This window comes from Brevibacillus reuszeri, from assembly GCF_002897295.1.
GTDB lineage: Bacteria > Bacillota > Bacilli > Brevibacillales > Brevibacillaceae > Brevibacillus > Brevibacillus reuszeri_A.
In genome coordinates this window covers 165662-186672 of sequence record NZ_BEXF01000007.1, presented here as the reverse complement: position 1 = coordinate 186672, position 21011 = coordinate 165662, and the positions used below count along the sequence as shown (strand labels likewise).

General features: G+C 48.7%; 17 protein-coding genes. 11 read left to right on the top strand and 6 right to left on the bottom strand.

Going from position 1 to position 21011, the window contains the following annotated elements; genetic code table 11:
• Window positions 1–65: 65 nt before the first annotated feature.
• Both C3B52_RS13685 and C3B52_RS13680 read right to left on the bottom strand, forming a co-directional pair.
• Entirely contained in the window at window positions 66–1736 is a 1671-nt protein-coding gene (locus C3B52_RS13685) for an AraC family transcriptional regulator (RefSeq protein WP_103106641.1), read from the bottom strand.
• Between the two features lie 109 nt (window positions 1737–1845).
• Window positions 1846–2793: an ABC transporter substrate-binding protein gene (locus tag C3B52_RS13680; protein ID WP_103106758.1), complete on the bottom strand. Its 948-nt coding sequence runs from the start codon at window positions 2791–2793 to the stop codon at window positions 1846–1848.
• Window positions 2794–3100: 307 nt separating this feature from the next.
• Between C3B52_RS13680 and C3B52_RS13675 the strand changes: the two genes are divergently transcribed.
• The 8 genes from C3B52_RS13675 (at window position 3101) to nagA (ending at window position 13480) form a co-directional block, all read left to right on the top strand.
• Entirely contained in the window at window positions 3101–4108 is a 1008-nt protein-coding gene (locus tag C3B52_RS13675; RefSeq protein ID WP_103106640.1) for an ABC transporter substrate-binding protein, read from the top strand.
• 183 nt (window positions 4109–4291) lie between these two features.
• The gene (locus tag C3B52_RS13670) at window positions 4292–5830 is read left to right on the top strand and encodes an AraC family transcriptional regulator (RefSeq protein ID WP_103106756.1); all 1539 of its coding nucleotides are present in this window, start codon (window positions 4292–4294) and stop codon (window positions 5828–5830) included.
• Between the two features lie 172 nt (window positions 5831–6002).
• Window positions 6003–7058, top strand: coding sequence for a FecCD family ABC transporter permease (locus C3B52_RS13665; RefSeq protein ID WP_103106639.1), 1056 nt, complete (start codon window positions 6003–6005; stop codon window positions 7056–7058).
• A 2-nt stretch (window positions 7059–7060) separates the two neighbouring features.
• Window positions 7061–8092 (top strand): FecCD family ABC transporter permease, encoded by a 1032-nt coding sequence (locus C3B52_RS13660; RefSeq protein WP_103106638.1) that lies wholly within the window; start codon window positions 7061–7063, stop codon window positions 8090–8092.
• A 53-nt stretch (window positions 8093–8145) separates the two neighbouring features.
• Window positions 8146–9861, top strand: a complete 1716-nt coding sequence (locus C3B52_RS13655; protein WP_103106637.1) for an ABC transporter ATP-binding protein — start codon at window positions 8146–8148, stop codon at window positions 9859–9861.
• A gap of 263 nt (window positions 9862–10124) precedes the next feature.
• Window positions 10125–11171, top strand: a complete 1047-nt coding sequence (locus tag C3B52_RS13650; RefSeq protein WP_103106636.1) for an NUDIX domain-containing protein — start codon at window positions 10125–10127, stop codon at window positions 11169–11171.
• A 31-nt stretch (window positions 11172–11202) separates the two neighbouring features.
• Entirely contained in the window at window positions 11203–12279 is a 1077-nt protein-coding gene (locus C3B52_RS13645) for an NAD(P)H-dependent flavin oxidoreductase (RefSeq protein WP_103106635.1), read from the top strand.
• Between the two features lie 37 nt (window positions 12280–12316).
• Entirely contained in the window at window positions 12317–13480 is a 1164-nt protein-coding gene (gene nagA / locus C3B52_RS13640; RefSeq protein WP_103106634.1) for an N-acetylglucosamine-6-phosphate deacetylase, read from the top strand.
• Between the two features lie 62 nt (window positions 13481–13542).
• Here nagA and C3B52_RS13635 read toward each other — a convergent pair whose 3' ends face one another.
• The gene (locus tag C3B52_RS13635) at window positions 13543–14430 is read right to left on the bottom strand and encodes a LysR family transcriptional regulator (RefSeq protein ID WP_103106754.1); all 888 of its coding nucleotides are present in this window, start codon (window positions 14428–14430) and stop codon (window positions 13543–13545) included.
• Between the two features lie 178 nt (window positions 14431–14608).
• On the opposite strand from C3B52_RS13635, the gene C3B52_RS13630 reads away from it, so the two are divergent.
• Window positions 14609–15196 carry a DJ-1/PfpI family protein gene (locus C3B52_RS13630; protein WP_103106633.1) on the top strand — a complete coding sequence of 196 codons (588 nt, stop codon included), beginning with the start codon at window positions 14609–14611 and terminating at the stop codon, window positions 15194–15196.
• A gap of 94 nt (window positions 15197–15290) precedes the next feature.
• Here C3B52_RS13630 and C3B52_RS13625 read toward each other — a convergent pair whose 3' ends face one another.
• Window positions 15291–17144, bottom strand: coding sequence for an SgrR family transcriptional regulator (locus C3B52_RS13625; protein ID WP_103106632.1), 1854 nt, complete (start codon window positions 17142–17144; stop codon window positions 15291–15293).
• A gap of 139 nt (window positions 17145–17283) precedes the next feature.
• Here C3B52_RS13625 and C3B52_RS13620 point away from each other — a divergent pair, with 139 nt between their 5' ends.
• Window positions 17284–18528 (top strand): MDR family MFS transporter, encoded by a 1245-nt coding sequence (locus tag C3B52_RS13620; RefSeq protein WP_103106631.1) that lies wholly within the window; start codon window positions 17284–17286, stop codon window positions 18526–18528.
• Window positions 18529–18572: 44 nt separating this feature from the next.
• Here the strand turns inward: C3B52_RS13620 and C3B52_RS13615 are convergent, their stop codons facing one another.
• Window positions 18573–18944 (bottom strand): VOC family protein, encoded by a 372-nt coding sequence (locus C3B52_RS13615; RefSeq protein WP_103106630.1) that lies wholly within the window; start codon window positions 18942–18944, stop codon window positions 18573–18575.
• Window positions 18945–18993: 49 nt separating this feature from the next.
• The gene (nfi, locus tag C3B52_RS13610; protein ID WP_103106629.1) at window positions 18994–19671 is read right to left on the bottom strand and encodes a deoxyribonuclease V; all 678 of its coding nucleotides are present in this window, start codon (window positions 19669–19671) and stop codon (window positions 18994–18996) included.
• 206 nt (window positions 19672–19877) lie between these two features.
• Between nfi and C3B52_RS13605 the strand changes: the two genes are divergently transcribed.
• Window positions 19878–20807 carry an NAD(P)-dependent alcohol dehydrogenase gene (locus tag C3B52_RS13605; protein WP_103106628.1) on the top strand — a complete coding sequence of 310 codons (930 nt, stop codon included), beginning with the start codon at window positions 19878–19880 and terminating at the stop codon, window positions 20805–20807.
• The last annotated feature ends 204 nt before the right edge of the window (window positions 20808–21011 follow it).

The window sequence follows — 21011 nt, the reverse complement described above, 5'->3', positions numbered from 1 at the left end:
ATTTTCGGGACCATTGACGAGGTTCCGTTTCTTTTGTCTTAGTGAGTGCTGTGTGTGTCCTAGCCTCAGGATGACCTGCGCAGCAATCCCGGCAGAACATGCAGCAAGTTTTCCCGTACGAGTGCCGAGCCCCAGTTCCATTGCTGCGCTTCGATGAGATGAACTTTTCCATTTTGGACAGCGGGCAGACTCTTCCAAAGCGCGCTGCTTAGCAGTTGTTGGGTTGCTAACCGGGAATCCGGCTTCTCAGAGAGCAGCATGAAAAGGCGATCACCAGCATAGTCCGGCAAAGCAGCCTCTGAAATTTCCGAGAAGCCCTCCTCAGCAGCGAGCATCTCCTGAATTTTGCCTCCACTTGCAAAGCCATGCGGGTGATAGAGGGCAGAGGAAAATCCGCTCACGCCCATGACAAACAGTCGATCCCCGTGATCATGAATAAAGACAGAGGCAGTTTCCCCCGGCTTTAGCACCGTACGCAATTGCTGCCACATGTGAGCTTCCTTGGCGTCGTAATGCTCAAGCCACTGCCTGGCGATCTCTCCTTTTCCAAGCCACTCTCCAAGTGTGTGTAGCCGGCATCCAAGCGGAGCAAAGGAATTAAAGGTGAGTGTTGGGGCAATCCCTGCAATCTGGTTGTACTCGTCTTCATCAGAGCTGGCGAAAAGAATCAGATCAGGCCCCAGCGCCATTAAATCGTCTGGGGTGAACGGAAAAGGAAGGTCTTGTACATGCTTTAGCTTATCTCTGTACATGGTCCGATCAATCCAGGAAAGATTCCCGCCTGCAATTGTCTCCACCTGCAAGGCCAACAAATCGTTAAAAGTCTCGCCGATATATACAATCCGCTGGGGCTGTACGGGAATCTCGACCTCATGCCCTGTCCAATCACGGACGCTTTTTTTGCTTTTGAGCAACCGGGCATATTGTCTGGGGGAGTACCCTGTTGTTTTGCGAAAACGGCGGTTGAAATAATATTCGTCGGAAAAGCCGACCTGGTTGGCAATATCTCGCAACGAAGCATCTGAGTGAATCAATAAATCCTTGGCTTGTTCAACCCGGATTTCAGTCAAAAATTCAAGCGGCTTCCTCCCTGTAAGGTCCCGAAAGAGCGGGGTGTACTGCCAGGAGGGCACATGAGCCAGCTCAGCCAGCTGTCCGACTGTCATATTTTCATGATAGTTTTGCCTGATATAATCAATCGTGCTCTCTACGTCTTGGGCTGTGCTCATCGTCTGCTTACCGCGAGAACTATTTTGCTCTAATAAAAAACCGATCAGCTCCTGAAAACGAAGCTGCTGCGTGAATGCTTCATGTTCATCTGATCTGTCGCTCCTTGCCATCAATTCATCCGCCAGCCGATAGAGTCGATTCACGGGGTGAGCGGTCAATTCCATACGACCTGGTAAAAGCGTCTGCTGATAAAGCACAGGCATATGCTGGTCAGCGAGATGAACAACTGAAAATGCGATGCGGTAGTAGCCGAGTGGACGAGTGACTTCCTGTTCAAGCTGATAGGCAGTCGCAGGCGGAAGCAGATAGCATTTTCCGACCAGGATAGGGAAAAAGGTATGATCACTATGTAAAAATCCTTGTCCTTCTGTAAAAATGAGCAAGGTATGTTCAGCAGTTGTGATGACCTCGCGTTGTTTGCTCAGATGGCTATGCACCATTTCGCAAGCTCTTAATTGAAACAAGAGGGAAGATAGGGAGACAGGAGTCATAGAGGAAGCCAGCATAGGCTGTTGCACTCCTTTCTGATAGTGATAATTATTATCATCACCAAATCATTGTATCCAAAAAAAAGAAGCTTTTCAACGATGGTTGAAAGCTTCGGATATGCCTGGATTATTTATGCAGCATAGCAGGTATTTTTTCTATCAGCCATTCCCTGGTGGTTGCATCTGAGTTTGCTTTTTCGATATCAATTGAGTAGACTTTTCCATTTTTGACAGCGGGCAGGTCATTCCAGATGCGGCTTTTGAGCAATGCTTCTGTCGATCGTTTCGGCTCTTCATCTGTTGAATTCAAAATAAAAATCCGATCCCCAGCAAACTCAGGCAAGCGCTCCAGTGAGACAAGCTCAAACCCTTTTTGGGCATCAAGCACTTCCTGGATGAGCGGTGTCGGCTTGAATCCGTTCTCGTCGTATAAGACTTGAGATAAGCCTGTTCTCGCCATGACAAACAGACGATCCCCGGGATAGTACGTAAAGACAGAGGCAGTTTCGCCTTCCTTCATCTCCGTTTCCTTTAGCTTTTTCCACATGTTTTCAGCGCTTTGTTTGTACTCTTTCAGCCACTTGCTTGCCTCTTCCTTTTTCCCTAGCAGATCACCAAGGTGCGTCATTCGGTCTTCCAAAGGGGCAAATGTATCGAAAATGACTGTGGGTGCAATTTTGGAAAGTGCCTCAAAGTCCTTCTCTTCTATGCCAGCGTATAAAATGATGTCTGGTTTCAGCTCCAATACCTTTTCCAAATTGATCGGGAAGCCTACGTTCTCTACGCCTTGCAGTCTGTCTTCAAATACTTGCTTGGTATAGCCATAGCCTCCAACTGGCTTGACTCCCAGCGCTAGTGTATCTCCGAAAGTCTCGCCCCAAAAGATGATCCGCTGCGGTGATACCGGAATGGTACTTGTGTGCCCTTTATAATCGGTATACGAGCGAGTAACCGCTTCTGCAGATGGAGGATCGCTCTCTTGCTTTTGATTAGTCTGGCTGCTGCACCCAAAAAGCAGACTCGTGGCAAGTACAATGGTTCCCAGTGCTCCCGCTATGTTACGAATGTTGTTCATTCCAAATCTTCCTCCAATAAGAAATCGATGATAAGTTAGTGCTTGTGCGTGATAATCATTATCACTTACTGATTCATCATAGTAAAACGAAACGGGCTGCTCAATGGACAAAATCGATGAGGCCTCCTTGCGTTTGTACAAAAACAAGGATATACGGGAAGCTTGTTCACGAGTTTGGACAAAAAAAACTGGAGAAAGTGCATTGCCAGAAGGCAGTGTATGGACATATGATCGGGATGGAAAACAACGGATGAGAATGAGAATCACACAAAAATGATGCTCATTGCATACAGGAGAGGATCGAGACATGGAAAGAACCGAACGAAGAACCAAAACGGGTTGGATGTCCATAGCTCTGGTTATGGTTATGGCACTCAGCTTGACTGCATGCGCAGAAAAAGCGCCCGAGCAAGCCGCGCCAACGACCTCGTCAGCAGAACAAAAGCCGGCAGAACAGCAGGCACCTGCAGAGAAATCAGCTGAAACAAGAGTGGTTCAGGATGCATATGGCGATGTCACCATCCCTGCTCATCCACAGCGAGTGGCTGCCATTTATCAGGAAGACTTCCTGCTGGCACTGGACGTGAAGCCGATTGTCCAGTGGTATCATCCTGCGTGGGGCAAACAGGATTACCTCGGTTTGGACGTGCCGGAGTTTGATATAACGGGAAGCATGGAAGCGCTGCTGCAGGCGGGACCTGACTTGATTATCGTAGATGGGGGAGCGGATGCAGAGAAATACGAGCAGTACAGCAAAGTCGCACCTACCTACAAGCTGCCGGATGAACTGCGCAATGATACGACTGGACGTCTCAAGAAAATCGCAGATCTGCTTGGAATTCCGGAGAAAGCAGACGAGGTTATTAAGAAATATGAGCAAAAAATAGCCGATACAAAAGCAAAGCTGCAAAAGGCAGTTGGGAATGAGACAGTCGCAGTCATTCGCCTGAATGTCGGCAACAAGCCTACGCTCGCCCTGTTTGGTGATGGCAATGCCTATACGGGTATGCTTTATTCGGAGTTTGGCCTTACGCCATACTCGGCTGCCAAAAATCAGGAAACACACGTAGTTCTTACGGAGGAAGCAATTCCGGCTATTGATGCGGATCATATCATTTTGTTCCCGTCCAATGGCACTTGGGACTCTGAGGATAACAAAGAGTCGCTGAAAATTCTCGAAACACCGATCTGGCAAGCGGTTTCTGCTGTCAAAAAAGGACATGTTTATAAAATGGACCGGACTCACTGGCAATCAGGTGCCCTGCTGGCGAACATGATGAAAGCAGATGACTTGGTGAAAACGTTCGTCAAATAAGTCGCGTCTATAGCGCGTTTCAAAAAATAGGCAGAAAGCTTGTCGACGATGGTTGATGAGCTTTCTGTTTTTCATTATAATAAATAAAAATGATAATCATTCTCGATTAAATGAAAGAGGGAGATACATATTCTCAGCTCCGATGAAGTGCTGTATCCTCCTTCCCTCTACCTGTTGACAGGAATGGAAAGAGGCAGTCTTGCACCTGCTGCTTTGCAGTCTTATAGAGAAGTAGATCATTATACGATTCTCATCGCCTTAGACGGCCAGGGTCACCTGTATGTAGAAGATGCAGAATGTGATATCAAACGGGAAAGCTGCTGGGTGATACAGCCAGGTCAAAATCACTGGATTCGTTCGGATCGACACGTCCTTGAATATTTTCGGATGACCTTTCGCATGCTGCACCTGACTTCTATGGAGAGCTGCGAATCTACGGAGCCCTTTCCATGGACGGGGGAGCTGGCCTGCACTCCTTTTTCCAAGCTAGTCGAGCTTGTAAACGAGATATTTAGGCATCGGGAAGAGGCAGACGGGCTTCAACGATATTACAATCATGTGCGCTTCGAGGAGCTCATGCGTTTTTTACTCCAGCAATATGCTTCCGCGATGCCTGCATTGGACCCTCGCAAGGCTGTCGAGCACTCGATTGAGTATGTTCAGCAGCATTACCAAGAGCAGCTGACAGTCGATCAATTGGCTGCAAAAGCACAAGTCCCGCGCTGGCGCTACACGCAATTATTCAAAGAGGTAACCGGGCAGATTCCGCTAGATTATATCAATGGCTTGCGGATGAACCGTGCAAAGCAGCTGCTGCTTATGACTGGTGACCGGATTCATGAGATCGCGCAAAATGTCGGGTTTACGAGTGAATATTATTTTAACCGCCGCTTCAAGCAAAGCGTAGGGCTTGCCCCGGGAAAGTATCGGAATATTCATCGTGATGATTTGCGAGTGGTTTCTCTATTTATGGAGGATTATGTAGTTGCCTTGGGGCTTACTCCGATTGTACAGTGGGCGCATTCATTTTGGGGTAAGCAAGATTACCTCGCTCTGGACGGAGTACCTACGTATGACGTATTAAAAAGCAAGGTAAACGACTTGGCGAGTCAATATCCGGACGTCATTATGCTGCGTCAATGCACCGGTCTGAAAGCTGATCTGTACGAGGAGTGCGCCCGTATTGCACGTACATGCGTTATTCGTCAGCTCGGCCCGGATTGGCGCTCGACTCTGCGTATTTTAGGGGAGCAGCTCGGCCGGGGGGAGCAGGCTGAAACAGCAATTTCGCAGTACGAGTACAAAGCCCTGGCAGCTAAAAGCGTGCTGGCACGCAGTCTCAAGGGGCAGACAGTCGCCTTTTTGCGTGTGTCTGCAGAGACGATCAGTGTTGAAAAATACTATACGGCTCCTGTTTTGTTTCAGGATTTGGAGATGAAGCCCCATCCGCTCGTCACCCAGTTATCTCCGCAGGAAGCGAGGGCGGGTGTGACATGGGAGCAGCTGTCTACACTGGATGCGGATCATATTTTTTATGCATTTGACAAATGGCATCAGGCAGGGACAGGTGCGGAACAAAAGCAAATTCAGCATCCGCTTTGGCGATCCCTTCCAGCTGTCCAAAACAACTGTGCCTACCACGTCGATTTTATGACCTGGATGAATCATGGGGTTATCGCAAATTCGAAAAAAATTGATGAGGTATTACGCTTGCTGGCGTAACAAATGTCCTAAATGTCCAAAAGATTTATCGTTTTTATCCATTGACACTTATTTCCTCAATCGCCTACAATTCTCATTGTGATAATAATTATCAATATCAATGCTTTTGGGAAGGGAACATAATCCAAAGCAGGTTATATCCCTATTGATATTGATAGAAAAGGTGGCAAGTATGAGTCAACATGCACATTCCATGCAAAAAGGAGCAACAACGAATCCGGTCACGTTTCGCACTCGTCCTTGGGCAGCAACACTTATTTTGACGAGTGGCGTCTTGGCTTTAATACTTGGAATGTTTTTGTCCGTTTCATTTGGAGCGGCTGACATCCATTTCTCAGTCGTTTGGGATGCGATTTTTCATTTTAATCCTGATTTGACACAGCATCAGATTATTCAGGAGATTCGACTTCCGCGGCTCTTAGGCGGGGCGATGGTGGGAGCCAGCTTTGCCGTGGCTGGGGCGATCATGCAAGGGATGACGCGCAATCCTTTGGCTGATTCCGGCTTACTCGGTCTAAATGCAGGGGCAGGCTTTGTTTTGGCACTGTGCTTTGCCTTTTTTCCTGGCTTGCCGTTCATGTATTTGATTCTTTACGGTTTTTTGGGTGCCGGTGTTGGTGCCGGACTCGTCTACGGGATTGGCTCGTTGGCAAAGGGGGGCCTCACGCCAGTGCGTCTGGTCTTGGCTGGCGCGGCACTAAGTGCATTATTGTCTGCGCTGAGTGAAGGGATTGCACTTTATTTCAAAATTGGCCAAGACCTCGCATTTTGGTACGCAGGTGGCGTAGCCGGAACAAAATGGTTCCAGCTGAAAATTATGTTCCCGTGGATTTTGGTAGCGATTCTCGGTGCGATCGCCCTGTCTCGCTCCATTACGATGCTTAGCCTTGGTGAGGATATTGCCAAGGGACTTGGGCAGCGCACTGTATTGGTCAAATTTTTAGGAATGATCATTGTACTGATTTTGGCAGGCTCAGCAGTATCCGTTGTTGGGGCAGTGGGCTTCGTCGGTCTGATTATTCCTCACTTGACCCGTTATTTGGTTGGTGTGGATTATCGCTGGATTATTCCGTGTTCAGCGGTATTGGGCAGCTTGCTTGTCGTTTTTGCCGATTTGGCGGCGAGAATGGTGAATCCACCCTTCGAGACCCCCCTTGGGGCACTCATCGCGCTAATCGGCGTGCCGTTCTTCCTTTACCTGGCACGTAAAGAAAGAAGGGAGATGTAATCATGCAATCACTCACAGCTCATGTAGATGCCCGTAAGCGAGCGAGGGGCATAGCTGTCATGATCGTACTTGGTGTTTTGATCTTGATCGCTTTTATCATCAGTATGAATACAGGATTTATTCGCTTATCACCAATGGATTTGCTTATGACCCTCTTGGGTTCGGGAACGGAGAAACAAAGTCTGATTCTGTTTGATTTCCGCCTACCTCGTATTGTGATTTCCATCCTGATTGGAGCGGGTCTGGCTGTGTCTGGCTGCGTTATCCAAGGGATTTCGCGAAATGCATTAGCAGATCCGGGAATTTTGGGGATCAATGCCGGAGCGGGCTTGATGGTCATGCTGTTCATTTCGTTTTACCCGTCTACTGCCGCAGCACCAGTATTTTTGCTGCCTGTCCTGGCATTGGTAGGTGCGAGCTTCACTGCTGCACTAATCTTTATCCTCGCATATAAAAGACACAAAGGCTTGTCTCCGATCCGCATTTTGCTGACCGGGATCGCTGTTGCGGCTGGGATGAGCGCAGCCATGATCGTATTGACCCTCAAGCTGAGCCCGGAAAAGTATCAATTTGTAGCAACTTGGCTGGCTGGTAGCATCTGGGGCACGAACTGGAAATTTGTTTTGTCTCTGCTGCCGTGGATCGTTGTTCTTTTGCCGTTTGTTTTTTACAAAGCACGTGTCATGAACGTGCTGAATCTGGGGGAAGAGCTGGCGACTGGCCTTGGCGCTCCCGTATCCAGAGAACAGCTGAAGCTGCTCGCAGCAGCCGTCGGTCTTGCTGCTTCGTGCGTGGCCGTGAGTGGCGGAATTGGCTTTGTTGGCTTGATCGGACCGCATCTGGCGCGCAGACTGGTTGGTCCAAAGCATGAAATGCTACTGCCGACTGCAGCACTCGTTGGCTCGCTGCTCGTTATTGTTGCAGATACGATAGGACGCTGGATATTACAACCATCTGAGATTCCCACAGGCATCGTAGTAGCAGTTATCGGAGCTCCTTATTTCTTGTATTTGCTCGCTCGTACGAAGTCGTAGACTTGCGTTTGCAAGTCGAATGAGGCAGTACCTGAAGGGAGATGAGGAGATACATGCTACGCCGCTTTTTTGCCTACTACCGGCCCTACATGGGTTTGTTCATCCTGGATTTTTCGTGCGCCATTTTAGCAGCGCTTTTAGAGCTTGCTTTCCCGCTTGCCGTAAACAGGGTGGTGGATGATCTGCTTCCCAGCGGCGATTGGAGGGTGATTTTATATGCGTGCCTGATTCTTTTGGGGATTTATGTGGTCAGTGCCGGGCTTCACTTTGTCGTTACATACTGGGGACACAAGCTGGGGATCAATATCGAGTCAGACATGCGCAAGAAGCTGTTTGATCGGGTGCAAAAGCTGTCGTTCCGATTTTTTGATAACAACAAAACAGGCCATCTCGTTTCGCGTATGACGAACGATCTGATGGACATTGGCGAAATCGCTCACCATGGGCCAGAGGATTTGTTTATTGCGATCATGACCTTGACGGGTGCTTTTGGAATCATGCTCAGCATCAACTGGCAGCTGGCGGTTCTTACCTTTATTATCGTGCCGTTGATGATTTACTTGTCGATGTACTTTAGCCGCAAAATGTCAAAAGCGTTTGATCGTATGTTCAAAGATATCGCTGATTACAACGCGCGCGTAGAGAATAATGTCAGTGGAATTCGTGTCGTTCAAGCGTTTGCTAACGAAAATCATGAAATTAAACGTTTTGCACAAAACAATGAGCGTTTTCGTTTTACAAAGCTTCTCACGTATCGCATTATGGCGTGGAATTCATCGCTTAGCTTTATTTTGATGAAGCTCGTATCGTTGTTTGTCCTCGTTTGCGGTACGTGGTTTGTCATCGCTGGCGAAATGACGTATGGGGAGTTCATCGCATTTGTCATGCTGTCCAACGTGTTTTTAGGACCGATTAAACAAATTAACTCGGTCATTGAGACGTATCCAAAGGGTGTGGCAGGGTTCAAACGTTATTTGGAGCTTCTGGAAACAGAGCCTGATGTCGCAGATTCACCTAACGCGAAAGCAATCAGCAACGTCCGTGGCGATATTCGCTTCGAGGGCGTTACGTTTGGCTATGAAAACAAGGATAAGGTGCTGACTGACGTTTCCCTGTCCATTCGCGCTGGGGAAACCGTCGCACTGGTAGGTCCATCCGGTGCAGGGAAAACGACCTTGTGCAGCCTGCTGCCGCGCTTTTATGATGTGGACGCGGGAAGCATCACAATCGATCATATCGATATTCGCCAAATGACTCTGGAGTCGCTCCGCTCCCATATCGGTATCGTGCAGCAGGAGGTTTTCCTGTTCGATGGCAGTATTCGGGAAAACATCGCATACGGCAAGCTTGGAGCTTCTGATCAACATATTTGGGAGGCAGCAAGAAGGGCGCAGCTGGAAGAGCTGATAATGTCACTCCCAGAAGGTTTGGATACACTGATCGGGGAGCGCGGTGTGAAGCTGTCAGGCGGACAAAAGCAGCGCCTGTCGATTGCACGGATGTTCTTGAAAAATCCACCGATTCTTATTTTGGATGAGGCTACCTCTGCACTGGATACAGAGACGGAATCAGCCATCCAGCAAGCTCTTTCGGAATTGTCCCAAGGACGAACAACTCTTGTGATTGCCCACCGCTTGGCAACGATCAAAAATGCAGACCGAATTATTGTCGTTGCAGAGAAAGGCATCGCAGAGCAAGGTAAGCATGACGAGCTGCTGCAAACCCATGGAGTGTACAGCCGGCTCCACCAGGCACAATTCGGATCGTAGCATCCATCATGTATTACTCAAGCCAGATCACGATCAACAGGTTCAGAAAGAAGCGAGCGTTTCCACAACAAAAGTGGGGGCGCTCGTTTGTTTATGGGCTTGCAGCATGGCGTGCAGTATAATGAGATCGTGTAATTTATTGGATCAGATACAATTTAAAAAACGCAAAAACACTTTCAAACTGGTTTATTGGCAGAAGGACGATCGCGTTTTGATATAATAACGAATAAGAGAATGGTGCAAGCAGCAAGGGAGTGGGAAACGTGATTGATAGATTGGACCATTTGGTTTTGACGGTACGAGATATCGAAGCTACTTGTCGCTTCTATGAGCAAGTGTTGGGGATGCAGACAGTTACGTTTGCAGAGGGCAGGAAAGCGCTGCAGTTTGGCAGACAAAAAATAAACCTGCATCAGGTCGGGCACGAGTTTGAGCCAAAAGCATGGCACCCTGTCAGCGGTTCTGCGGATTTGTGTCTGATCGCTTCCGTCCCGCTGGAACAAGTGATTCAGTCCATGAAGACATATGGAGTCGAGATTGTAGAAGGGCCTGTGCAAAAAACAGGGGCGATGGGTCCGATCCTGTCCGTCTACATGCGTGACCCCGATCACAATCTCATCGAGGTTTCCAATTATTTGACGGTGCCGCCAGCTGGCAAGGACTCACCCGCTGATCCGCTACTCACAAATATTTCTCGGGTATTTAATCAAAGAGAAGCGGGAATTATGGGCGCGCAAAGATCAGGCGTTTTCAGCGTGCTGCTGCCTTTGGTCAAGATGGAAGCGGGAGGGCTCGGAATCTTGTTCGAAAAGCGGGCAAGTACAATGCGCAGACAAGCTAACGAGGTCTGTTTTCCTGGTGGCAGAGCCGAAGAAGGAGATGACTCGCGCTGGGCGACAGCACGCCGTGAAACGAGCGAGGAGCTGGGCTTGCCGCTAGAAAATATTCACTATATAGGAGAGCTGGATATGCTGATGGGACCTGGATCAGCAACCATCTATCCGTTTGTGGGCTATGTGGAAGGGATCGAAGGCATGCAGCCGAATCCAGAAGAGGTCGGAGACGTGTTTATCATCCCGTTGGATACATTGCGTACAACTCAGCCAGCTACGTATCGCTCGAACATATCGACAGAGCCCGAAGACGATTTTCCATTTCATCTTATACCAGGAGGCAAGCGCTATCCGTGGCGTGCGGGGACTGTTGAGCACCTATTTTATGAGATAGACGGCAGAGTAATCTGGGGGCTGACGGCAAAGGTATTGGCACATTTTCTGGAGTTGCTTCAGTCAGACGAGGCCTTTTCATAAGACAAACTATCGATTAAGGAGCAGATGCCGTATGTGGTCATCAAATCCAATTGCGACTCGATTACAAATCAAGTGGCCGATCATTCAGGCGCCAATGGCAGGCGGAGCGACGACACCCGCTTTGGTTGCTGCCGTTTCCGAAGCTGGTGGACTAGGCTCACTCGGGGCTGCTTACATGAGTCCGGAGAGTATCCGGGAAGCGATCCGATCCATTCGAGAGCAAACCGCTAAGCCTTTTTCGGTCAATTTGTTTATACCAGAGAGCTTTGACCCGAACGAGCCGATTGCTGCGGATGTGGCGGCGGAAATGAATGCGATGCGTGAGGAGCTGGGCATCCCGGTTGATCCAAAAGTGTCCCGTTATACGGAGCCTTTTGAGGAGCAGATTGCTGTCGTTTTGGAGGAAAAGGTGCCCGTTTTCAGCTTTACGTTTGGGCTTCTGGACCAGCGCTGGCTTGCCGAGCTGAAGCAGCAAGGAACGACCGTTATCGGTACAGCGACGACGACGCGAGAGGCGATCGCACTGGAAGCCAGTGGAGTCGATATGATTGCGGCACAGGGCAGTGAGGCAGGCGGTCACCGCGGTTCTTTTTTACCGGATTCACCGAGCAACCTGATTGGCACCATGGCACTCGTTCCGCAAATAGTAGATCGAGTCAACATACCAGTCGTTGCAGCTGGAGGCATTATGGACGGGCGCGGGATTGCTGCGGCTCTGGCTCTAGGAGCAGCGGCTGCGCAGCTAGGTACTGCCTTTTTGACCTGTACGGAAAGTGGGGCACATGCCCTGCATAAAAAAGCGATTCAGGAAATACAGGATGAGCAGCTTGTACTGACGCGGGCCTTTTCAGGTAAGTGGGCGAGAGGGATACAAAATGATTTCATGATGAGGCTGCTTCCCCACGATCACGAATTGCCGTCCTATCCGATCCAAAATGCACTGACCAAGGACATTCGCGCAGCGGCTGCGAAAAACCAGCGAGGCGAATACATGTCGATGTGGGCAGGACAGGCTGCGTCTTTGTCTAGGGAAATGAGCGCGAGCGAGCTTTTGCTGCAGCTGGTAGCAGAAACAGAGCGAGTCATTGGACGGTTTCATCAAGCATAGACAGACAGGTAGCAAGATCTTCATGGGAGGAAAAAGAATGAACCAGGAGTTTGGTTTACGTGGGGCAGTAATCGCAAATGGCGCTGAAATAACGGATGGACTCGTTGTAATCGATGGGGGCAGCATTCGTTTTGCCGGAGAGGCGCAGGATTACAGTGGCGAGCTGCCTGATACAATCCTTCAGGTAGAGGGATGGATTTGCCCAGGATTTATGGATATTCATATGCATGGAATTGACGGACACGATACGATGGACGGGACGCCTGAATCGTTTCAGGGGATTTCCAAAGCCTTGACCCGTTTTGGCGTGACTTCCTTTTTGGCAACGACCATGACCGCGCCGTATGAAGAGATCGAGCCTGTCCTCTCCACGATTGCTCAGGTAAGTCGCCAGGGGCTGGATGGGGCAGAGGTGGTTGGCATCCATCTGGAGGGACCGTGGATCAACCCGCGTTATAAAGGAGCGCAAAAGGAAGAAAATATCGCTTTGCCGCAGCTGGATGCGGTGCAGCGATTGTATGAGCTGGCGGAGGGGCTGATCAAGGTTGTGACCATCGCACCCGAGCAGCCGGAGGCGCTCGAAGCGATTGCCTGGCTGAAGGAGCAGGGTGTGATTGTGTCGGCAGGGCATACCGGTGCGAGCTTCGCGCAGGCTTCGCAGGCAGTTGAGGCAGGCGTGCGCCATTTTACTCACTGCTTTAATGCGATGACAGGGCTGCATCATCGGGAGCCGGGCGTTGTTGGCGCCGCTATGTACCATGAACAGCTCAGTACAGAGCTGATCGCAGACGGAATACATGTGCACCCCGCCGTGATGAACATTTTGTATCGCGTCAAAACGGCAGGAAAACTCGCGCTGGTCAGTGATTCCATGCGGGCAGCGGCGATGGGAGAAGGCACGTATGACTTGGGCGGACAGGAAGTACATGTGCATGGCGATCAGGCAAAGCTGGCAGATGGCACATTGGCAGGCAGCATCCTGACGCTCAATCGCGCGGTGGCAAACATGGTGACGCTAAGTAAGGTTCCGTTGCCAGAAGCGGTAGAGATGGCCTCGCACACTCCGGCAACGATTCTCGGCTTGGGGGAGCGAAAAGGGCGTCTCGCAGCAGGCTACGATGCGGATGTGACGGTATTGGATAAGCAGTTTGATGTGAGCATGACCTTTGTAGCGGGCAAGAGAGTCTACCACAAGGAATAGCCTTTAGAACCAAAAACAGTCTGGGAATTTTCTCAGACTGTTTTTGTATGGATAGAGGCTACTCATGTCCAGTGAGCAGCGTGCTTTTCAGTTATATCAATGAGCATGCGCATAGCTGCCGTCACCCGTTTATGCTTATGATAAGTAATCTGCGTGCAAAACGAGTCAAATTGCTCTTTTTCCTCAATGATGGTTAAGCTGCCTTGCTCGATTTCATTTTTCACCGTATAGAGCGGCAAAAAGGAGATGCCCAATCCATTCATGACGCATTTTTTGATCGCCTCCATACTGGAAAAAGACAAAGGATTTCCATAGGCGATTTGTTTTTGCTGCAAGTATTTTTCGAAGCCGTTTGTAAAGCTGCACCCTTTTTCGCTGAGAATGATAGTTTCACGTGCCTGCTCGTGAGAGAACGTCGCAGGCGACAAGGCAGATTCAGGGGCGCCGATAATGACCATCGCTTCCTCTTTTAAAGTCGTCACGACTAGCTGGGGGTCTGTTACCGGAGGCTCGATTGTAAAGACCAGATCTGCCTCGCCCGTGTACAGCATCCCGCGTAGCTCATTGCAGATGGCATTCTTCAAAATGATGTTTACCCCAGGATAGCTTCTCTTGTATTCCTTCAAAATTTCTCCCAGCCGATAAATCGAGAGAGATTCCGCGGCACCGATAACAATATCCCCAGAGACGCCACTTTGTTCTGCTGCCAGACTCTTGATTTCCTTGTACGTATCCAGCATTTTTCTAGCGTAAGGAACTAATTCTCTGCCCAGATTTGTCAAAATCACTTTTTTCCCCAAGCGATCAAACAACGGTGCCCCCAATTCATCCTCCAAAATTTGAATGTGTGAGGTAATTGTGGACTGCGCATACCCTAGTTGCTCCGATGCTTTCGTAAATTTCCCTGTATCGACAATCGCCAGAAACGTGTGTAAATGTCTGATTTCCATCATTTCCGACCCCTTCTTTTGTGTCCTCAGCGAGTAGGCCTCGATAGAGAGCTTGTACATTGATCATATCAGATAGTTCGATCATTTCCTTCAGTTGTTTCAATTTTACTGATGAGAATGGAAGACCTTATACTTAACAGCAACAAGCCCCATGAGGGGAAAAGGGAGCTGTAGAGGAATGAAAAGAGTATGCTTATTGCTGGCGAACGGTTTTGAAGCTGTAGAAGCGAGTGTATTCACAGATGTGATCGGCTGGAACAAATTGGAGGGAGACGGGACTACTGAGCTGGTTACGGTAGGATTGCATGATCAGCTGAAATGCACCTTCAATTTTACGGTTATCCCTGAAATGCATGTAAGCGAAATGGATATAGACTCATTTGACGCCCTTGCTATTCCGGGAGGCTTTGAAGAGGCGGGATTTTATGAGGATGCGTACAGCGAGCCCTTTTTAAAGGTCATCAGAGAATTTGAACGAAAGGGAAAAATTATCGCTTCCATCTGCGTCGGAGCACTTCCTGTTGGTAAAAGCGGAATTCTTGAGGGGAGAGAAGCGACTACGTACAATCTGGGTGAGGGACGCAGACAAAAGCAGCTGTCTGAATTCGGAGTGAAGCTTGTCCCCGATCAGCCCATCGTCGTCGATGGAAATATCATTACCTCTTACAATCCTTCAACTGCCTTCGATGTGGCATTCAAGCTGCTGGAAATGCTCACGTCCAAGGAAAATGGTGAAGAGGTAAAGCGACTAATGGGTTTTCGTTAAGGGTGTCATAAAGTGAAAAGCCACGGCCGTTAAAAAGGCTGTGGCTTTTTGTCTCTCCAAAACGGATGCCTCGGCAAAAGCTTCACTCACGTTCTTATGGGCTAGTGCTATCCATCGATTGAGGGTGAAACCAAATCTTGTGAAAGTCGAGCCATCCAGACGAATTGATCGCTACACCGCGGACGGATTTGTGAAAGGAGGTATGGGATTTCTTTTGCACTAAATACAGGACAGCATGGCTTTCCAGAATACGTGCTTCTATATGTGCAAGCTGTTTACGCCGCTTGCCCTCGTCCGGTTCCCGAAAAATGGATACCGTCAATTTGCTTATTTCCTGCGTCAGATTCTCATCAAAGGCGGGGAGAAAGTAATTTTTTTGCATGTACATCTCCAGCTCGCTTACCTCATCCATACTGAACACATTCCCAAACAATTGACAGTCATGCTCTGGCAAAAGGTCGCGGGACGCAAACTCAGCCTGATCCCTCACCTCAACCTCGAGCTTAATCCCGAAGCAGAGGCAGCGATCCTTGATCCAAAGCGCGTCGGGTTCATGATAGTTCGTTGTCACTAAGTGAAGCGTCTCGCCCTGATAGCCGCTTTCCGTTAACAGCTTCATGATTTCGGCACGACCGAGACGAGGAGTACGGCCTCTATGCTGGTCAGTAGCTGGATTAAACGGACGAAAGCCGAATGCTGGATAGATTCGGTCACCGCCCAAATCGGCGATCATCTGCTCGCGATCGATGATATGGTCAAGCGCCTGGCGAAATTTCGGATGATTTTGCGGACCGCGCTTCCATTGGTTAAAAATTAGCAAATTACAGCAGGAAAAGAGCGTTTCGAGATTGCACCATTCGCTACTGCCACTCATGACAGCCTCGCGCAGAGCCTCAGCTCGTGTAGTGACGCCATGTGAAACAATGACAGAAGTCCAGTCCGGCTCTTTTATGCGACCTGATTCCAATTCAGGGAAGATGAGCACTTCTACCCGATCCAGCTGTGGCCGACCTAGAAAATGAGCGGGAAAAGCCTCCAAAATACACAAATCCTCCTTGAGCCTGGCCAGCTGAAATGGGCCGGTTCCCACTGGCTTCTGTGCAAAAGAAAGCTCGTCATTACGCACGACATCCTCAGGAACGATGCTGGTGGGAACGGTTGTCAATATGCGCAAAAACAAGTGATTCGGTTCTTTTAGACGAATCCGAACTGTTTTCGAATTGATTGCTTTGAGTTCTTCAATGTCCTGCAGCATCCAGCTTGCCTCAAAACGCTCTGGGTGGAGCCGGAGCCGATCCAGCGAAAAAATGACGTCTTGGGCAGTCAGTTCTCGTCCATGGTGGAACAACACATTTTTTCGCAGATGAAACGTCCATTCAGAGCAATCGTGACTGGTTTCCCATGAATGCGCGATGCACGGGTGGATCGATTTGGTTTCTTGATCATAGGTAACCAATGTATTGAATAGCTGACCGGCTACATGTGCGTCGAAATGATAATAAACCGAGCCCGGATCAAGCGTGACAATTTTGCGGTACACAGGAAAACGCAGGGTGTCATGCATCTGATTGGCTCTATCTTGTGTGGAAAAGCCCATTCCTTCTGACAGCCAATCCATAAACTGATCCTTGCTTGTAGAGCTGCCGTAGCGGTTCATCAGCTCCATGGCTTCCTTCACATCGCCCTGCTCCATGCGCAGCTTTACTTCGGCCAAAAGGATATCCTCAGAGGCAGCGAGGAAGGTCAGCATAGAAGTATTCCCGCGTCCTCGTCCAGCTTGCCATTCAATCCATCCGAGTTCACTCAGCTTGCGCACGATCTGCTTGGCATAGCGCGGCGTACAGTGCCAGATGCCCGTCAGCTTTTCGATCGTGACAGAAAAGGGATGGTTAATAACTTCTGTTTGAAAAAAGGAACGAAGCTCTAAAAAATGCAGGACGGATACCATAGCGGACTCCTTTTCTTCTCTAAAAGGTGATGCAATTCATTCAAATCATACCCTTTTTACCCTTTTTTAGATAGATATACTGAACATAACGCAAGGATAACAAATAGAGAATGAGCGGGAGACGAATGGAGTGGATCACATGTTTTTCAAGACGTTGTTTCGCAAGGCACAGTTTCATCCAGTCGCATGGGGAGTCATCATTGGAACTTTTCTGTCACGAACTGGCTTCTTTATGACGCTGCCGTTTTTGGGGATTTATTTAGGCAAAGAAAAAGGCATTGATCCAGCGACAGTGGGTGCGATCTTAGCCATGAGCTTGCTGGTCGGAACTGTGAGCAGCTTTGCTGGCGGGGCACTCTCTGACCGATTGGGCCGGTATCCAGTCATGATTGCTGCGATGGGGGCATGGAGCTTTGTACTGGTTGGATTTGCTTTTGCCAGTGAGACATGGATTTTCTTCGTGCTCAGCGCTTTAAACGGTCTTTTCCGCAATGTGTTTGAACCGACAGCGCGGGCACTGCTCGCTGATGTAACGCCAGAGGATCGGCGTACGGATGCTTTTAATGCCAGATACTTTGCTATCAATGTGGGTGGCGCAATCGGTCCGTTGATTGGACTGAAGCTTGGCGCAGGCGGCTCCTCCTCGCTGCATCCGTTTATGGTAAGTGCGGCTATTTTTGCACTCTATGCGATTCTGCTCGTGGTGCTCATGCTGCTGTTCAAGCTGGAGGCGAAGGAAAAGTCAGCCGTTATATCGATCAATAAGATGGCACGAATCGTTTTTACCGATAAAGTTTTTCTCTATTTTTTGCTCGGCAATATATTCGTGGCGGGAGCGTATTCCCATCTCGATACGACACTGTCTCAATACATCGGGCATGATCGGGTAGAGGCGTATTCCTTTCTTTTTGTCATCAATACACTGGCTGTACTCATTTTTCAGTATCCATTGGCCAAGCTGATGAAGCGCTTCTCGTCGCTCACGGCATTGAAGATCGGCTGTCTCTTCTTTGGTTTGGGACTGTTCGGCTTCGGAATTTTTGACAATCTGTTTATGCTCGCTTGCTCGATGGTCGTGTTTACGATTGGGGAAATCTTGTGCTTTGTCATAGGTGACGTCCTTATCGGGGAGATTGCACCCGGGCATATGCGAGGGGCGTATTACGGGGCAAGTGGATTTGCTTTTATTGGGCAAAGTGTGTGTGCATGGGTCGGCGGTATCCTGCTGGGACAATTGGGATTTGACCAAGGCCCGATCATTTTCGGTATTCTCATGCTGCTGACCTTTATCGCCTTTCCGTTTTATCAGCGGGGTCAACATATTTGGGAGCACAAACAAACACAAAACAGCGGCAGCGAGAAGACAGCGCAAGCTACCGGCTGAGAAGTCAGCGGCTCTTGTCCTGGCCATTTTTGTGTACCGTAAGCCTACTCATTTTTCTGAATGACTCCCAGCATGTTCCCACTGGGGTCAAAAAACTTCAGAACCCAGCCAAAGCCATCATTTTGATAATGCGTAATCGTAACCTTTTGGGCTTGCAGGTGATCATGCAGGGAATGAATATCAGCAGTTGTGTACAGGCAAACAGGCATGGGCTGGCTGTCGACGGTAAAGGTGGCAGAGGACTCATCAGCAGTTTCCCAAAGCATCAGGGTGGGTCCAGCAGACAAGGCGAGAAAAGCTGATTTATCAAACTTCGCTTGCAAAGAAAAGCCTAAGTGATCACAGTACCATGAGATAGCTTCATTCAGACATTTGACAGGGATTTGTACGTGAAGTAATGCTTCGAGCTGAGACAAGACCGATCTCCTCCTTTAATCTAAATCAACGATTCGTCTACAAACACTATTAGCCAAGCTGACGAATCGTTTTATTCACGAGCTGATCCGCGAGCCTGGTAGTCTCGGGAAGACGATACTTTGGCGAGAGCTTTACTATCCATTCGCAAGCTGTTTGCAAGCCAATGCGATGACCGATTGACACGTAGATCGGCTTCGTATTGGCTTGTGTTCGTAATACGCCTCCGATTACTTCCCCATTGTCTGTCAGTGGGGAGGTTGCCCCTCTTTTTTGGTCAGGCTCTGTATACTCTCCTAGCAGTCTCGTTTTTCCGCAGCCGATGGTAGGGATATCGAACAGAACACCTAAGTGGCTCGCTAATCCAAACCTTCTGGGATGAGCGATTCCTTGCCCGTCACAGACAATCAGGTCTGGGGGAGTAGTCACTTGCCGAAATGCCTTAATGATCGGGGGGAGCTCTCGAAAAGAGAACAAGCCTGGTATGTAGGGAAAGTGAACCGTGTCTTCAACTGCGACAGATTCCACTAGGTTCAAAGTGTGGGCATCTAGTATGACGACTGCTGCGATCAAGACATCCTCTTGTTTGGAATAGGCCACATCTACACCAGCTATATAATTGATGGTTGTGAATTGATCTTCCGTGATTACGTTTTTGGACAGTGTCTGTTGGGTGTGGATCGCTTCCGTTTCACTTAAATCCCAGCGATGACGCACGATTGGCTCCATGAGCTGCTCACCTTTTCAGTCAAAAATTTACGCGTAGTGCTATTCTATTGTACCAGATCTTTTCCATAATATGGGGACGATTGGAATGAAACTTGATACTATGAAATATGAAATATGAAATATGGAATATGGAATCAGGATAAGAATCAAGTGCTTAACAAGCTGCATCTATACTGTTTGCAAACAATGAGGTTTGGAGGAACATCATGAAAGCAATGGTTTGCACCAAATATGGATCGCCAGATGTTCTGGAGCTGCAAGAGCTTGAAAAGCCCATCCCTAAAAAAGATGAGGTGTTGATAAAGGTTCATGCGACAACCGTATCATCAGGAGATTGCCGGATACGAGGCTTTCACAGCCCGCTCGCGTACTGGATTCCGATGCGGATCGTTTTAGGCTTGCGAAAACCACGAAAAGCGATACTGGGTACCGAGCTATCGGGAGAGGTGGAAGCTGTAGGAGAGCATGTGCGCCGATATAAAAAAGGAGATCAAATTTTTGCGTTTACGGGAATGGGGTTAGGTGGCCATGCCGAATATGTTTGTTTGCGGGAAGACAGTCTGATGGCGCTCAAGCCTGCGAATGCAACCTATGAGGAAGCCGCGTCCGTGCTTTTTGCTGGAACATCAGCCCTACATTTTTTGCGGAAAGGCAATATACAGCGCGGACAAAAGGTTCTGATCTATGGAGCTTCTGGCGCGGTCGGGACTTCTGCCATACAGCTTGCCAAGCATTTTGGGGCAGAGGTTACAGGGGTATGCAGTACGTCAAACGTAGAGCTGGTGAAATCACTCGGAGCCGATCAAGTGGTGGATTATACGAGGGGGGACTTTTCGAAAAGAGGAGAGCATTATGATTTGATCTTCGATGCAGTAGCAAAAAGCGTAAAATCTGCCTGCAAAGTGCTACTTTCTCCGAGCGGGAAATTCGTATCCGTAGAAGGAAGCGGGATTGCAAAGGTGCGAATGGAGCATATCCAGCTGCTCAAAGAGCTGATAGAGCAAGGACAGATTAAAGCAGTTATTGACAGATGCTATCCACTGGAACAAATGCGCGAGGCTCATGCATACGTCGAAAAAGGACATAAAAAAGGAAATGTAGTGATTACGATTGAGCAACCAGCTTATAAGCAGTAGGGCCTGGTACAGGAATGAGAAAAAAGCGGACCCAAGATTTTGGATTCGCTTTTTTCTTGTTATACCGACGGATATGTGTTGATTTATCTTTTATAAATTTTAGATGTTTTTTTATTTTCTTTAATTTTAGTATTTACTAAAATATCTAAACGTAATACTATTAGTAACACAGAAACAAAAGCTCAAAAAAATGGGAGTGTTAGT